Annotated in this window: 14 protein-coding genes; 13 read left to right on the top strand and 1 reads right to left on the bottom strand. The window is 62.7% G+C overall.

Features of this window, described 5'->3' with window-relative positions; translation table 11 throughout:
- Positions 1–96 precede the first annotated feature (96 nt).
- From AB7M32_RS00945 to AB7M32_RS00885, 13 genes are all read left to right on the top strand, one after another.
- Positions 97–1368 (top strand): glutamate-5-semialdehyde dehydrogenase, encoded by a 1272-nt coding sequence (locus AB7M32_RS00945; RefSeq protein WP_060740477.1) that lies wholly within the window; start codon positions 97–99, stop codon positions 1366–1368.
- A gap of 1 nt (position 1369) precedes the next feature.
- On the top strand, positions 1370–2056 hold the full coding sequence (gene nadD / locus AB7M32_RS00940) for a nicotinate-nucleotide adenylyltransferase (RefSeq protein WP_454248845.1): 687 nt from the start codon (positions 1370–1372) through the stop codon (positions 2054–2056).
- Between the two features lie 71 nt (positions 2057–2127).
- Positions 2128–2622: a ribosome silencing factor gene (gene rsfS / locus AB7M32_RS00935; RefSeq protein WP_058543147.1), complete on the top strand. Its 495-nt coding sequence runs from the start codon at positions 2128–2130 to the stop codon at positions 2620–2622.
- A 9-nt stretch (positions 2623–2631) separates the two neighbouring features.
- Positions 2632–3099 carry a 23S rRNA (pseudouridine(1915)-N(3))-methyltransferase RlmH gene (rlmH, locus tag AB7M32_RS00930; RefSeq protein ID WP_047229490.1) on the top strand — a complete coding sequence of 156 codons (468 nt, stop codon included), beginning with the start codon at positions 2632–2634 and terminating at the stop codon, positions 3097–3099.
- Positions 3100–3108: 9 nt separating this feature from the next.
- Positions 3109–5004, top strand: a complete 1896-nt coding sequence (mrdA, locus tag AB7M32_RS00925) for a penicillin-binding protein 2 (protein ID WP_072411926.1) — start codon at positions 3109–3111, stop codon at positions 5002–5004.
- A gap of 31 nt (positions 5005–5035) precedes the next feature.
- Positions 5036–6139, top strand: a complete 1104-nt coding sequence (rodA, locus tag AB7M32_RS00920) for a rod shape-determining protein RodA (RefSeq protein WP_163006686.1) — start codon at positions 5036–5038, stop codon at positions 6137–6139.
- A 17-nt stretch (positions 6140–6156) separates the two neighbouring features.
- Entirely contained in the window at positions 6157–7167 is a 1011-nt protein-coding gene (gene mltB / locus AB7M32_RS00915) for a lytic murein transglycosylase B (protein WP_454248844.1), read from the top strand.
- A complete protein-coding gene (locus AB7M32_RS00910) occupies positions 7167–8177 on the top strand; it encodes a septal ring lytic transglycosylase RlpA family protein (RefSeq protein WP_072411922.1) in 1011 nt (336 codons plus the stop codon). The genes mltB and AB7M32_RS00910 overlap by 1 nt, the downstream gene beginning before the upstream one ends.
- A gap of 168 nt (positions 8178–8345) precedes the next feature.
- A complete protein-coding gene (locus AB7M32_RS00905) occupies positions 8346–9503 on the top strand; it encodes a D-alanyl-D-alanine carboxypeptidase family protein (protein WP_072411920.1) in 1158 nt (385 codons plus the stop codon).
- An 81-nt stretch (positions 9504–9584) separates the two neighbouring features.
- Positions 9585–9860: a DUF493 domain-containing protein gene (locus AB7M32_RS00900; RefSeq protein WP_053125656.1), complete on the top strand. Its 276-nt coding sequence runs from the start codon at positions 9585–9587 to the stop codon at positions 9858–9860.
- Positions 9860–10507, top strand: a complete 648-nt coding sequence (gene lipB, locus AB7M32_RS00895; protein WP_003205887.1) for a lipoyl(octanoyl) transferase LipB — start codon at positions 9860–9862, stop codon at positions 10505–10507. The genes AB7M32_RS00900 and lipB overlap by 1 nt, the downstream gene beginning before the upstream one ends.
- Before the next feature lies 1 nt (position 10508).
- Positions 10509–11531 (top strand): lipoyl synthase, encoded by a 1023-nt coding sequence (lipA, locus tag AB7M32_RS00890; protein ID WP_014340371.1) that lies wholly within the window; start codon positions 10509–10511, stop codon positions 11529–11531.
- 1064 nt (positions 11532–12595) lie between these two features.
- Positions 12596–13528, top strand: a complete 933-nt coding sequence (locus AB7M32_RS00885; RefSeq protein WP_454248843.1) for a S66 peptidase family protein — start codon at positions 12596–12598, stop codon at positions 13526–13528.
- Between the two features lie 112 nt (positions 13529–13640).
- On the opposite strand, the gene AB7M32_RS00880 is transcribed toward AB7M32_RS00885, so the two are convergent.
- Positions 13641–14963: a lytic murein transglycosylase gene (locus AB7M32_RS00880; RefSeq protein WP_454248842.1), complete on the bottom strand. Its 1323-nt coding sequence runs from the start codon at positions 14961–14963 to the stop codon at positions 13641–13643.
- Positions 14964–15030: the final 67 nt, after the last annotated feature.

Genomic DNA, 15030 nt, shown 5'->3' with positions numbered 1-15030 from the left:
CTTCTCCGCCGGTCACCACTGCGAGTCCATGCTGTTAGTCGAGGGTTACGACAGCTATAATCTGCCGCTTTCCCCATCGCCAAGACCACACAGACCATGACTGAGTCCGTTCTTGACTACATGACCCGCCTGGGTCGCGCCGCTCGCGAAGCGTCGCGCATCATCGGCCGGGCCAGCACCGCGCAGAAAAACCGCGCGCTGCAGGCCGCCGCCAATGCGCTGGACGCTGCGCGCGCCGAGCTGTCCGCCGCCAACGAGCTGGACCTGGCCGCTGGCCGGGCCAATGGCCTCGAACCGGCCATGCTCGAGCGCCTGGCGCTGACCCCGGCCCGCATCGACGGCATGATCGTCGGTCTGCGCCAGGTCGCGGCCCTGCCGGACCCGGTCGGGGCGATCCGCGACATGAGCTACCGCCCGTCGGGCATCCAGGTCGGCAAGATGCGCGTGCCCCTGGGCGTGGTCGGGATCATCTACGAGTCGCGGCCGAACGTGACCATCGACGCTGCGAGCCTGTGCCTGAAGTCGGGTAACGCGACCATTCTGCGCGGCGGCTCCGAGGCCATCCATTCCAACCGTGCCATTGCCGCCTGCATCCAGCGCGGCCTGGCCGAGGCCGATCTGCCGGCGGCCGTGGTGCAAGTGGTGGAAACCACCGACCGCGCCGCAGTCGGCGCCCTGATCACGATGCCCGAGTTCGTCGATGTCATCGTGCCACGTGGCGGCAAGGGCCTGATCGAACGGGTCAGTCGTGACGCCCGCGTGCCGGTGATCAAGCACCTGGACGGCATCTGCCATGTCTACGTCAGTGCCCACGCCGAATTGCCCAAGGCCCAACGCATCGCCTTCAACGCCAAGACCTACCGCTACGGTATCTGCGGCGCGATGGAGACCCTGCTGGTGGACCAGGCCGTTGCCCAGGACTTCCTGCCGTCGATGGCCGCCCAGTTCCGCGAAAAAGGCGTCGAACTGCGCGGTTGCGAGCGTACCCGGGCGATCATCGAGGCCGTTGCGGCCACGCAAGAAGACTGGGACACCGAGTACCTGGCGCCGATCTTGTCGATCCGCGTGGTCGACGGGCTGGACCAGGCCATCGAGCACATCAACCGCCACGGCTCGCACCACACCGATTCCATCGTCAGTGAGCACCAGGGCGAAACCCGGCGTTTCGTGGCCGAAGTGGATTCGGCGTCGGTGATGATCAACACCCCGACCTGCTTCGCCGACGGCTTTGAATACGGATTGGGTGCCGAGATCGGCATTTCTACTGATAAGCTGCACGCCCGCGGCCCGGTGGGCCTCGAAGGCCTGACCTGCGAGAAGTACATTGTGGTCGGTGACGGCCAGTTGCGCGGACAGGAGCCGGTCTGACTTGGGCGACCTCGACCCGTCAGCCGCTGTGACGACGACAACTCCGCCCCGGCGCATCGGTATCCTGGGCGGCACGTTCGACCCGGTGCACATCGGCCATTTGCGCGGTGCGCTGGAAGTCGCAGACGCCCTGGGCCTCGATGAGCTACGCCTGACGCCCAGCGCCAGGCCGCCTCACCGGGACACGCCGCAGGTGTCGGCGCAGGACCGTCTGGCGATGGTCGAGTGCGCGGTGGCCGGTGTGGCACCGCTGGTGGTGGACGCCCGCGAATTGCAGCGGGACAAACCGTCCTACACCATCGATACCCTGGAGCTGATACGCGCCGAACTGGCCGTTGATGCCCAGGTTTTTCTGCTTCTGGGCTGGGACGCTTTTTGCGGCCTGCCCACTTGGCATCGCTGGGAAGAGTTGCTCCAGCATTGCCACATCCTGGTGTTGCAACGCCCGGATGCCGACAGCGAGCCGCCGGATGCCTTGCGCAACCTGCTGGCGGCCCGCTCGGTGAGCGACCCGCTGGCCCTGAAAGGGCCGAGCGGACAGATTGCATTCGTCTGGCAGACGCCGCTCGCGGTATCCGCCACCCAGATCCGTCAACTGCTGGCCAGCGGTAAGTCGGTACGTTTCCTGGTGCCCGACGCGGTCCTGGCCTACATCGATGCGCACGGGCTTTACCGTGCGTCGAACTGAAAAAGGCGCGCTTCAAGGCACGTGAATGCGTGTAGCGAAGCGCCCGAACATACGAGCAAAACGAGTTTTATATGACTGACAAAGACGTAAACAAAGTAAAGCGCAAGGGCACGTTCAAGAGCGCCCCGCTGCCTGTAGAGGCACATACCGGCGTGGCGCTGGTCGGCGAAGAGCTGGTCAAGGTGGCCGTGGCGGCCCTGGAAGACGTCAAGGCCCAGGACATCCAGGTGATCGACGTGCGTGAAAAGCAGAGCATCACGGACTACATGATCATCGCCACCGGTACCTCCAACCGCCAGATCGGCGCGATGCTGGACAAGGTCCGCGAAGCGGTCAAGGCCCAGGGCGTCAAGCCGCTGGGTGAAGAAGGCAAGGGCGACAGCGACTGGGTGCTGTTGGACATGGACGATGTCATCGTGCACATGATGACCGCCTCGGCGCGTCAGTTCTATGACCTGGAGCGCCTGTGGGCCGGCGCCGAGCAGAGCCGTTCGGCCAGCGCCGCGCACCACAGCCCGGAAAACCCCCATGAGCACTTCACCAAGCTCAACAAAGACCAGCAATAAGGGACCGCTGTGCGACTGCGCCTGATCGCTGTCGGTTCTCGCATGCCCAAGTGGGTGGAAGAAGGCTGGCATGAATATGCCAAGCGTCTTCCCTCCGAGCTGGCCCTGGAACTGGTGGAAATTCCGCTCAACACCCGTGGCAAGAACGCCGACGTGGCGCGTTTCATCCGCCAGGAAGGCGAAGCCATGCTGGCCAAGGTCGGGCCGAACGAGCGCATCGTCACCCTCGAAGTCCATGGCAAGCCCTGGAGCACCGAGCAGTTGGCGGTGGAGCTCGATCGCTGGCGGCTGGACGCGCGCACGGTCAACTTCATGGTCGGCGGCCCGGAAGGGTTGGCGCCGGAAGTCTGTGCCCGGGCCGATCAGCGCTGGTCGTTGTCGCCTTTGACGTTGCCGCACCCGCTGGTGCGGATCCTGATCGGCGAACAGTTGTATCGTGCCTGGACAGTCCTGTCCGGGCACCCTTACCACAAGTAATCCTGCCCCATGCCCCAGCCGATCCGCATCAAGGACCACGAAAAAGACGCCCGTCTGGTACGGGGCCGCGTCGTGTTCGGTGCTATTACGGTGGTGACGCTGATCGGCGTGCTGATTGCGCGCTTGTATTTCCTGCAAGTGATCCAGTACGAGTACCACTCCACCCTGTCGGAAAACAACCGGGTGCACGTGCAACCGATTCCGCCGACCCGCGGGCTGATCTTCGACCGCAACGGCGTGGTGGTGGCGGATAACCGGCCCAGCTTCAGCCTGAGCATGACCCGCGAGCGCTCCGGTGACTGGCAGCAGGTGCTCGACGTAATCGTCGAAGTGCTGCAGCTGACGCCCGAGGACCGGGCGATCTTCGAGAAGCGCATGCGCCAGGGCCGACGGCCGTTCGAGCCGGTGCCGATCCTGTTCGAGCTGACCGAAGAGCAGATCGCCCTGATCGCCGTGAACCAGTTCCGTCTGCCCGGCGTCGAGGTGGTGGCGCAATTGGTGCGGCATTATCCCCAGGGGCCGCATTTCGCCCACTCGGTCGGCTACATGGGACGGATCAACGAGAAAGAGCTCAAGACCCTCGATCCGGTCAATTACAGCGGCACCCACCATATCGGCAAGACGGGTATCGAGCGCTTCTACGAGCCCGAACTGCATGGCCAAGTGGGGTACGAGGAGGTCGAGACCAACGCTCGCGGTCGCGTATTGCGGGTGCTCAAACGCACCGATCCGATCCCCGGCAAGGACATCGTCCTGAGCCTGGACATCAAGCTGCAAGAGGCCGCCGAAGCGGCGCTGGGCGGACGGCGCGGCGCGGTGGTGGCACTGGACCCGAACACCGGCGAAGTGCTGGCGATGGTCAGCCAGCCGAGTTTCGACCCGAACCTGTTCGTCACCGGCATCAGCTTCAAGGCCTACGCCGAGCTGCGCGATTCCATCGACCGGCCGCTGTTCAACCGTGTGCTGCGCGGTCTCTACCCGCCGGGCTCGACCATCAAGCCCGCCGTGGCGATTGCCGGGCTCGACTCCGGCGTGGTGACCGCTTCGAGCCGGGTCTACGACCCGGGTTATTACCAGTTGCCGAACTATGACCACAAGTACCGCAACTGGAACCGCACCGGCGACGGATATGTGGACCTGGAAACGGCGATCATGCGTTCCAACGACACCTACTTCTATGACCTGGCCCATAAGCTGGGGATCGATCGGTTGGCGTCCTACATGAACAAGTTCGGTCTCGGTCAGAAAGTCTCCCTGGACATGTTCGAGGAATCCCCCGGCCTGATGCCATCCCGGGAATGGAAGCGGGCGACTCGGCGCCAGGCCTGGTTCCCCGGCGAAACCCTGATCCTGGGGATTGGCCAGGGCTACATGCAGGCCACGCCACTGCAGTTGGCCCAGGCCACGGCGCTGGTGGCGAGCAAAGGCAAGTGGTATCGCCCGCACCTGGCCAAGACCATCGAAGGCCAGAAGCCGGTGGACCCGAACCCGATGCCGGACATCATCCTGCGCAACCCGTCGGACTGGCAGAAGGTCAACAACGGCATGCAGCAGGTGATGCATGGCGCCCGCGGTACCGCCCGCAAGGCGTCCATCGGTGCGCAATACCGGATTGCCGGCAAGAGTGGTACGGCCCAGGTCGTCGCCATCAAGCAGGGCGAGAAGTACGACCGCTCCAAGGTTCAGGAACGCCACCGCGACCACGCCTTGTTCGTCGGTTTCGCGCCGGCCGACAACCCGAAGATCGTCGTGGCGGTCATGGTCGAGAACGGCGAGTCGGGTTCCGGCGTCGCCGCGCCGGTGGTACGCCAGATCATGGACGCCTGGCTGCTGGATGAGCACGGCCAGCTCAAGCCTGAATACGCGAGCCCCATCACTGCGGAGGCTACGGCCCGTGAAGAATAATTTCGACCGGATCCTCTCCAGCGAAGACGTGATGCGCCGTCGCGCCACCTTGTTGCAGCGCATGCACATCGATGGCCCGTTGCTGATCCTGCTGCTGACCCTGGCCGCCGGCAGCCTGTTCGTGCTGTATTCGGCCAGCGGCAAGAGCTGGGACCTGCTGGCCAAGCAGGCCACCTCGTTCGGCATCGGCCTGGTGTCGATGATCGTGATCGCCCAGCTCGAACCGCGGTTCATGGCGCGCTGGGTGCCACTGGCCTATGTGGTGGGGGTCTGCTTGTTGGTGGTGGTGGACATCATGGGCCACAACGCCATGGGGGCCACCCGCTGGATCAACATACCCGGGGTGATCCGCTTCCAGCCTTCGGAATTTCTCAAGATCATCATGCCGGCGACCATCGCCTGGTACCTGGCCAAGCGTTCCCTGCCGCCGCAGCTCAAGCATGTGTGCATCAGCCTGTTGCTGATCGGCATCCCGTTCATCCTGATCGTCCGTCAGCCGGACCTCGGCACCTCGCTGCTGATCCTGGCCGGCGGCGCCTTCGTGCTGTTCATGGGCGGGCTGCGCTGGCGCTGGATCCTCAGCGTGATCGCCGCCGCCGTGCCGGTGTCGGTGGCCATGTGGTACTTCGTGATGCACGACTACCAGAAGCAGCGGGTGCTGACGTTCCTCGACCCCGAGAGCGACCCGTTGGGCACTGGCTGGAACATCATCCAGTCCAAGGCCGCCATCGGCTCCGGCGGGGTGTTCGGCAAGGGCTGGCTGATGGGCACCCAGTCCCACCTGGACTTTTTGCCGGAAAGCCACACCGACTTCATCATCGCCGTACTGGGCGAGGAGTTCGGCCTGGTGGGTATCTGCGTGCTGCTGCTGATCTATCTGCTGCTGATCGGCCGGGGGCTGGTGATTACCGCCCAGGCCCAGACATTGTTCGGCAAGTTGCTCGCGGGCAGCCTGACCATGACGTTTTTTGTTTATGTTTTCGTCAACATCGGTATGGTCAGTGGCCTGTTGCCGGTCGTGGGGGTGCCGTTGCCTTTCATTAGCTACGGAGGAACTTCGCTGGTGACCCTACTGTCAGCGTTTGGGGTTTTGATGTCGATTCATACGCATCGCAAATGGATCGCGCAGGTTTGAATAAGGTGAAGAGTTCAATGCAAGCAATGCGTGGCTGGTCGACGCGATATGCGCCGTGGATCGGCCTGGTCGGCTTCCTCGGCAGTGCGTCGCAGGCCTTGGCCGGTGAATACGAAGGCTCGCCACAGGTGGCCGAATTCGTCGGTGAGATGACCCGCGACTACGGTTTTGCCGGTGAGCAGCTGATGGGGGTGTTTCGCGAGGCCGAACGCAAGCAGTCGATCCTCGATGCGATCTCCCGGCCCGCCGAGCGGGTCAAGCAGTGGAGCGAGTATCGGCCGATGTTCATCACCGAGGCGCGTATCGCCCGGGGCGTGGACTTCTGGCGCCAGCACGAGGCGGCCCTGGCCCGTGCCGAGCAGGAGTACGGCGTGCCGGCCCAGTTCATCGTGTCGATCATTGGCGTCGAGACCTTCTTTGGCCGCAACACCGGGAATTTCCGGGTGATCGACGCGTTGTCGACCCTGGGCTTCGATTACCCGCCGCGTGCCGAGTTCTTCCGCAAGGAGCTGCGCGAGTTCCTGCTGCTGGCCCGTGAAGAGCAGGTCGATCCGTTGACCCTCAAGGGCTCCTACGCCGGGGCCATGGGCCTGCCGCAATTCATGCCCAGCAGTTTCCGCGCCTACGCGGTGGACTTCGACGGCGACGGCCACATCAATATCTGGACCAACCCGACCGATGCCATCGGCAGTGTCGCCAGCTATTTCAAGCGCCATGGCTGGGAAACCGGCCAACCGGTGGTCAGCCGCGCCGACGTGCGCGGCGAGCAAGTGGACGAGGGCCTGACCGAGGGCATCGAGCCGACGAAAACCGTCGGGGAGTTGCGGGCGTTGGGCTGGTCGAGTCATGATGCGCTGCGTGACGACATGCCGGTCACCGCGATGCGGCTGGAAGGCGAACAAGGCCCCGAATATTGGATGGGCCTGAAGAATTTCTACGCGATTACGCGTTATAACCGCAGCGTGATGTACGCCATGGCCGTATATCAACTGTCTGAAGAGCTGGTCAAAGCACGGGGCGTCAAATAATGCGGGCATTGCCTACCTATCAACCCCTGAAGCTCGTGGCGTTGGCCGCGCTGTCGCTGTTGGTCGTCAGTTGTTCGACCAGCCGCGCGCCGGCCCAGAAAAACACCACCGCCGTACGCGCGACGCCGGGCCTGGACATCAACCGGGCCCACAAGGACGGCGCGCCGTGGTGGGACGTGGATGTCTCGCGCATCCCTGACGCCACGCCGACCCTGCACACCGGTCCCTACAAGGCCAACCCGTATACGGTGCTGGGCAAGACCTATTTCCCGCTGTCCGACTCCAAGCGCTACGTGGCCTCGGGCACGGCGTCCTGGTACGGGACCAAGTTCCATGGCCAGAACACCGCCAATGGCGAGGTCTATGACCTGTATGGCATGAGCGCGGCCCACAAGACCTTGCCGCTGCCCAGCTATGTGCGGGTGACCAACCTGGACAACAACAAGAGCGTGATCCTGCGGGTCAATGACCGTGGGCCGTTCTATTCCGACCGCATCATCGACCTGTCGTATGCGGCGGCGAAAAAACTCGGTTACGCTGAAATCGGCACTGCCCGGGTCAAGGTCGAAGGCATCGACCCGCAGGAATGGTGGGCCCAACGTGGCCGTCCGGCGCCTTTGATGCTCAACGAGCCGAAAGTGGCGCAAAATGCCGCGCCAACCGTGACGGCGTCCACCGGCACGGTCGAGCAGTGGACACCACCGCCGCAGCAACATGCTGCGGCCGTGCTGCCCGTGCAGATCGATGCAAAAAAAAACGCTTCTGCAACAGCGTCTGGCCAGTTTCTGCAAGTGGGCGCGTTCGCCAACCCGGACGCTGCCGAGCTGCTGAGGTCGAAGCTCAGCTCGATGGTGAGCGCCCCGGTGTTCATCAGCTCGATCGTGCGCAACCAGCAGACACTGCATCGGGTGCGCCTGGGGCCGATCGGTTCTCCGGGTGAAGTCCAGCAGGTGCAGAACAGCGTGCGCCTGGCCAATCTCGGTTCGCCGAGCCTGGTCACCGCTGAGTGATTGAATGAGGCCCGCTTGCGGTTGGAGCGGGTCAGGTTGTTGGCTCCATGAATAATAAAAGCCCGGCAAGGGCAGTGAGTGAGCAACTTAAATACGCGGCAGCTCGTTAGAAAGCTGCCTGTTTCAGTTTTGCCTTCGGGCAGTCCCATTAGCGATTTCGAGAGACGGATGAACATCACCACCTTTGCCAAACGCCTTTGCCTGCTAGTCCCGCTGCTTCTCTCACCGGCCGCGTTCGCGGTCGAGATGATGCCGGCCCCCCCTCAATTGGCCGCCAAATCCTTTGTGCTCATGGATGCCAGCAGCGGCGAGGTGCTGGTAGAGAACAATGGTGACCAGCGCCTGCCACCGGCCAGCCTGACCAAGCTGATGACCGCCTACATCGCCACGCTGGAAATCCGTCGCGGCCAGATCGGTGAAAACGATCCGGTGACCGTCAGCGAAAACGCCTGGCGCACCGGCGGTTCGCGGATGTTCATCAAGGTCGGTTCGCAAGTGACCGTCAGCGACCTGCTGCACGGCATCATCATCCAGTCCGGCAACGACGCCAGCGTCGCCCTGGCCGAGCACATCGCCGGCAGCGAAGATGCGTTCGCCGACATGATGAACAAAACCGTGGCCGACCTGGGCATGACCAACAGCCACTTCATGAACCCCACCGGCCTGCCGAACCCTGAGCACTATTCGTCGGCTCACGACATGGCGCTGCTGGCCCGGGCAATCATCCACGAAGACCCGGCCCACTACGCCATCTACTCCCAGAAGGAGTTTTTCTGGAACGGCATCAAGCAGCCTAACCGCAACCTGTTGCTGTGGCGCGACAAGACCGTCGATGGCCTGAAGACCGGTCACACCGAAGAGGCCGGCTACTGCATGGTGTCTTCGGCGGTGCGTGACGGCATGCGCCTGATCGCCGTTGTCTTTGGCACCAACAGCGAGGTGGCCCGTGCCGCCGAGACCCAGAAACTGTTGACCTACGGCTTCCGCTTCTTCGAAACCCAGACCTTCTACCAGAAGGGCACCGAACTGGCCCAGGCCCAGGTCTGGAAAGGTTCGAGCAACCAGGTCAAGGCCGGCCTGGCCCAGGACCTGACCATGACCCTGCCCAAAGGCCAGCTCAAGAAGCTCGCTGCCAGCATGACCATGAACCCGCAACTGACCGCTCCCATCGCCAAGGGCGACGTGATCGGTAAAGTCGAAGTCAAACTGGACGACAAAGTGGTGCACAGCGCTGACCTGATCGCTCTGGACGCGGTCGAGGAAGGTGGTATCTTCCGCCGCATCTGGGATAGCATCCGTCTATTCTTCTACGGCTTGTTCAACTGATCGAAGTGTTGACCTGCATGGCCTCGTTCCCATTCGGAGCGGGGCCATGTGCGTTACCACGGCTTACGAGGCCGTTACGCCATGACAGACTCTGAAGTAAAGGCGCCAAAAATCGAATTTCCCTGCGCGGATTACCCCATCAAGGTAATCGGCGACACCGGCGTGGGGTTCAAGGACAAGATCATCGCGATCCTTGAAAAACATGCCACCGTTGACCACAAGACCCTGGCCGAGCGCCAGAGTACCAACGGCAAGTACACGACGATCCAGTTGCACATCATTGCCACCGGTCAGGAACAGCTCTACGACATCAACAGCGAGCTGCGAGCGACCGGTTTCGTGCACATGGTGTTGTGATGCCGGGCACGCTGGGCTTTCGCGAGCTGGGCACGATGGCCTACGAGCCGGTCTGGCATGCCATGCAACGCTTCACCAACGAACGCGGTACCACCGCCGACGATGAAGTCTGGCTGGTGGAACACCCGCCGGTGTTCACCCAGGGCCAGGCCGGCAAGGCCGAGCACCTGTTGCTGCCGGGGGATATCCCGGTGGTGAAGGTCGACCGGGGCGGGCAGGTGACCTACCATGGCCCTGGCCAGCTGGTCGCCTACCTGTTGCTGGATGTGCGCAAGCTGGGGTTTGGCGTGCGCGAGCTGGTCACCCGCATGGAAACGTGCCTGATCGAGCTGCTGGCCAGCTACGGTGTGACGGCGGCGGCCAAGCCGGATGCGCCGGGTGTCTACGTCGATGGGGCGAAAATCGCCTCCCTCGGCTTGCGGATCCGCCATGGCTGTTCGTTTCATGGCCTGGCGCTGAACGTGGACATGGACCTGGCGCCATTCCGACGGATTAATCCCTGTGGCTACGCGGGACTGGCGATGACCCAGTTGAGCGAACACGCAGGATCGATTGAATTTGCCGAGGTAAGTGCCCGGCTGCGCGCGCAGCTCGTCAAACACCTCGACTATGCTGAGCAGACGACCCTCACGGGCGGAATCGACTGATATGACTACTGATGCAGTGCAAACCATGATCCCGACGCTGGACGTCACCGAACGTCCGGCCCCGCGTGCCAAGGTAGAGGCCGGCGTCAAGCTGCGCGGCGCCGAGAAGGTTGCACGCATCCCGGTCAAGATCATCCCCACCACCGAACTGCCGAAGAAACCCGACTGGATCCGCGTGCGCATCCCGGTTTCCCCGGAAGTCGACCGCATCAAGGCCCTGCTGCGCAAACACAAGTTGCACAGCGTTTGCGAGGAAGCTTCCTGCCCGAACCTGGGCGAGTGCTTCTCCGGCGGCACCGCCACGTTCATGATCATGGGCGACATCTGCACCCGTCGTTGCCCGTTCTGTGACGTCGGCCACGGCCGTCCGAAGCCCTTGGACACCAACGAGCCGGAAAGCCTGGCCATCGCCATCGCCGACCTGAAGCTCAAGTACGTTGTCATCACCTCGGTGGACCGTGACGACCTGCGTGACGGCGGTGCCCAGCACTTTGCCGACTGCATCCGCGAGATCCGCAAGCTGTCGCCGAACGTACAGTTGGAAACCCTGGTGCCCGATTACCGTGGCCGCATGGACATCGCCCTGGAAATCACCGCCGCCGAGCCGCCGGATGTGTTCAACCACAACCTGGAAACCGTGCCGCGCCTGTACAAGGCTGCGCGTCCGGGGTCGGATTACCAGTGGTCGCTGACCTTGCTGCAGCGCTTCAAGCAGATGATGCCGCATATTCCGACCAAGTCTGGCTTGATGCTGGGCCTGGGTGAGACGGATGAGGAAGTTATCGAGGTCATGAAGCGCATGCGTGAGCATGACATCGATATGCTGACCTTGGGGCAGTACTTGCAGCCTTCGCGTAGCCACTTGCCGGTGCAGCGTTTTGTGCATCCGGATACCTTTGCCTGGTTTGCTGAGGAAGGGTACAAGATGGGGTTCAAGAACGTGGCTTCGGGGCCGTTGGTGCGGTCTTCGTATCATGCGGATGAGCAGGCTAAGTTGGTCAAGGCTGAGCTGCTGGGCTCCTGATTTAGCGGTTTTTTGGTGGTGGGTTGGTGTGTATATCCGTTTCTTCGGTAACGGCTACTTATGGTTCCGCTCTTACAGCGGGTCACTTTTGGAAAAGCGCCAAAAGTAACCAAAAACGCTTTGCCCCACCACTCGGCACCTCGCTTAGGCTCGGTGTGCCCTCACTCCGGCATTGCTCCGTGGGCCGCCGCGAAGGGCCATCCATGGCCCAGCGCGGCTACCTCGGCATCCATGCCGCGGTGCCCACTGCGCAATGCCTGCGTTCGGCCATCGTGGTTAATGGGGCGCCCCAGATCAAAAGCCACGCGAGGCGGCCTTATAGCCGGCCTGGCTTAGAGTGAACGCGTTCCTCCTGTGGGAGCGGGCTTGCTCGCGAAAGCGATGGGGCAGCTTGCGGTGATGTTGGATGTGCCGACGCCTTCGCGAGCAAGCCCGCTCCCACAGGTTTTTGTGTCGTATACAGATGCTGTGAACACCCATACCCCCGTGTGGGAGCGAGCTTGCTCGCGATAGCGGAGGATCAGTTTGTGATGATGTTGGCTGTGCCGACGTCATCGCGAGCAAGCTCGCTCCCACAGGTTTTTGTGTTGTGTGCAGATGCTGTGATCACTCCCCCCAATGTGGGAGCGAGCTTGCTCGCGATGGCGGTGGTTCAGTTACATAGATGCTGGATGTGTCGCGCTCTTGCTTTGCTTTGCTTTGCTTTGCTTTGCTTTGCTTTGCTTTGCTTTGCTTTGCTTTGCTTTGCTTTGCTTTGCTTTTGATCTTGATCTTGATCTAGGCGCCCCGTTAAACCACGCTGGCCGAACGCAGGCATTGCGTAGTGGGCATCCCGGCATGGATGCCGGGATAGCCGCGCTGGGCCATGGATGGCCCTTCGCGGCGGCCCACGGAGCAATGCCTTCGTTCGGGCATGCCGAGCCTAGGCGAGGCACCGAGTGGTGGGGCAAGAGCGTTTTGCTTACTTTTGCGCTTTTCAAAAGTGAGCCGCCGTAAGGGCGGAACCATAGGTGGCCGTTACACAAAAAACGGATATACACACAAGCCGACAAAGCGGGAAACGCATGGACCTAACCCCACATCACCCTGTCCCAGCTCTCCCATCCGAAGGCCTGATCGCCGTGATCGCCCCCGCCGGCCCGGCCCCCCTGGACACGGGAAAAGCCATCCAATGGATGCGCGCCCGAGGTCATGAGCTGCGGATCTTCCCAGGCGTCTACGAAAAGAACGGCTACCTGGCCGGCAGCGACGAAATACGCCTCAACGACCTGCACACCGCCTTCGCCGACCCAGAAGTAACCGCGATCATCTGCCTACGGGGCGGCTACGGCACACCACGCCTGCTGGACCGCATCGACTTCGAACTCCTAAGACGCAACCCCAAGCCATTCGTAGGCTACAGCGACATCACCGCCCTGCACCTGGCCATCAGCCGCTATGCCGGGTTCGTCACCTTCCACGGCCCGCTGCTCAACGCCGATCTGCTAGGCGACAAGGAACCCCCAACCGTCACCTCGTTGTTCAGCCTGCTGCGTGGACAGTTGAAGGCCGGCAGCGAGCTGAACCACCCCGCCGCCTACCCATTGACCACCGTCGAGCCTGGCATCGCCCACGGACGCCTGCTGGGCGGCAACCTGTCGATCATTGCCGCGACTATGGGCACGCCTTATCAGATCGACGCCGAAGGGGTGATCCTGTTCATCGAAGACGTCAACGAGCCGCTGTATCGCATCGACCGACTGCTGACTCAGCTTCGCTTGGCCGGCACGTTGCACAAACTACGCGGTGTGTTGGTGGGGGATGTAGCCGGGGTGGATGCCGAGGCGTTGAACGGGCTGCTCAAGCAGACCTTCGCGCCGTTGCGCATTCCGGTGCTGTCCGGCTGGCGCAGCGGGCATTGCGATCCGAACCTGACCTTGCCCATGGGGGCGTTGGTGACCTTGGATGCGGGGGAGAAGAGATTGGTGTTGGAGCAAGATGTGGTGCTCAGCCGCTAGTCATGTAGCGCTTGCGAATCAGCCATCGCGAGCAAGCTCGCTCCCACAGGTGTTCCCGGTCAACCTGTGGGAGCGAGCTTGCTCGCGATAGCGGTAGCCGCCATACGGCAATTCAGCGGTTACGCAACGCCTCCAGCAACTGCTGCGTCGGATACCCATCCGCCGGCCAGCCGAACGACTGCTGGGCGCTGCGGATGGCCTTGCGGGTGTTGGCGCCGATGATGCCGTCGGGGTTGCCCGCGTCGTAGTTGTGCTTGCCCAGCAAGGTTTGCAATTCGATGCGTTCGCTGCGGCTCAGGGGCAGGTCTTCCTTGGGCCACTGGCCGTAGACCAGCCCGCCGTCGGTAAAGCGCTTTGACAACAGCCCGACCGCCAAGGCGTATGACGACGAGTTGTTGTACTTGAGAATGGCGCGGAAGTTATCGAAGATCAGGAACGCCGGGCCACGATGGCCGGCCGGCAGGAGCAGGGACGCCGATAGCTGTCTGTCATCCGGGGCGATCGGCAAGCCGCCATATTCTGAAACCCCCAGCCGAATCCATTCGGAGACGGGCTTGCGAATCGTGCCATCGGCCAGCGTGTAGTCGAAGCCCTCGGCGAGATTGACCTCGAACCCCCACGGCTGGCCACGTTGCCAGCCGGAGCTTTGCAGGTAATGCGCAGTCGAGGCCAGGGCATCGGTGGAGCTGCCCCAGATGTCGCGGCGGCCGTCGCCATCGAAATCCACCGCGTGGGTGTTATACGTGGTGGGAATGAACTGGGTCTGGCCCATGGCGCCGGCCCAGGAGCCGAGCATTTTTTCCGGTGTGATATCGCCCTGTTGCAGGATTTGTAGCGCGGCGATCAATTGCGCATGGGCGAAGCCCGGGCGTCGTCCTTCGTAGGCCAGGGTCGCCAGGGAGTTGATCACCGACTTGCTGCCCTGGAACTGGCCAAAGTTGCTCTCCATGCCCCACACCGCCACCAGCGCTTCGCGATCGACGCCATAACGCTGTTCGATGCTTTGCAGGACCTGGGCGTTCTGCTGGATCAGACTCTTGCCTTTGTTGACCCGCAGTGGCGACAGCGCGCCATCGAGGTATTCCCACACGGGGCGGGTGAATTCCGGCTGGCTGCGGTCGGCCTTGATCACGCTCATGTCCGGGCTGACACCGATAAACGCACGGTCGAACAAATCGGCGCGAATCCCGGCGGCCAGGGCTTCCTTGCGAAACCCGGCCTGCCATTCAGCGAAGGTCTGGGTGGGCGCAATGGCCAGGTCGTCTCCGGTGGGTACCACGGGCGGCACGATGGCCGGAGCGGTCACGGCGGGAGCGGTCTGGAGCGGTTGGGCGTCGGCGGCGGTAGGTTTTTCGGCGCAGGCGACAAGCAGGACAACGCTTGCGGCAACAATCATTTGGCGCAGTGGCCAACGATGGGAAAGACAGAAGGGCATGCACGGGTCCAGAAATACAAATCAGGTGCTGACCTTAACATGCGAAAGGGGCGTAGGGCTTGTCCGA

The organism is Pseudomonas sp. R151218B TE3479, from assembly GCF_053629195.1.
The sequence above is the reverse complement of the archived record's forward strand: the minus strand, read 5'-3'. Positions and strand labels throughout refer to the sequence as shown.

Coding starts and splice junctions, on each gene's coding strand:
- AB7M32_RS00885 (WP_454248843.1), top strand. CDS start 12,596: ATGGACCTAACCCCACATCACCCTGTCCCAGCTCTCCCATCCGAAGGC.
- AB7M32_RS00910 (WP_072411922.1), top strand. CDS start 7,167: ATGCGGGCATTGCCTACCTATCAACCCCTGAAGCTCGTGGCGTTGGCC.
- AB7M32_RS00905 (WP_072411920.1), top strand. CDS start 8,346: ATGAACATCACCACCTTTGCCAAACGCCTTTGCCTGCTAGTCCCGCTG.
- rodA (WP_163006686.1), top strand. CDS start 5,036: ATGCGCCGTCGCGCCACCTTGTTGCAGCGCATGCACATCGATGGCCCG.
- lipA (WP_014340371.1), top strand. CDS start 10,509: ATGACTACTGATGCAGTGCAAACCATGATCCCGACGCTGGACGTCACC.
- mltB (WP_454248844.1), top strand. CDS start 6,157: ATGCAAGCAATGCGTGGCTGGTCGACGCGATATGCGCCGTGGATCGGC.
- AB7M32_RS00945 (WP_060740477.1), top strand. CDS start 97: ATGACTGAGTCCGTTCTTGACTACATGACCCGCCTGGGTCGCGCCGCT.
- mrdA (WP_072411926.1), top strand. CDS start 3,109: ATGCCCCAGCCGATCCGCATCAAGGACCACGAAAAAGACGCCCGTCTG.
- AB7M32_RS00900 (WP_053125656.1), top strand. CDS start 9,585: ATGACAGACTCTGAAGTAAAGGCGCCAAAAATCGAATTTCCCTGCGCG.
- lipB (WP_003205887.1), top strand. CDS start 9,860: ATGCCGGGCACGCTGGGCTTTCGCGAGCTGGGCACGATGGCCTACGAG.
- rsfS (WP_058543147.1), top strand. CDS start 2,128: ATGACTGACAAAGACGTAAACAAAGTAAAGCGCAAGGGCACGTTCAAG.
- AB7M32_RS00880 (WP_454248842.1), bottom strand. CDS start 14,963: ATGCCCTTCTGTCTTTCCCATCGTTGGCCACTGCGCCAAATGATTGTT.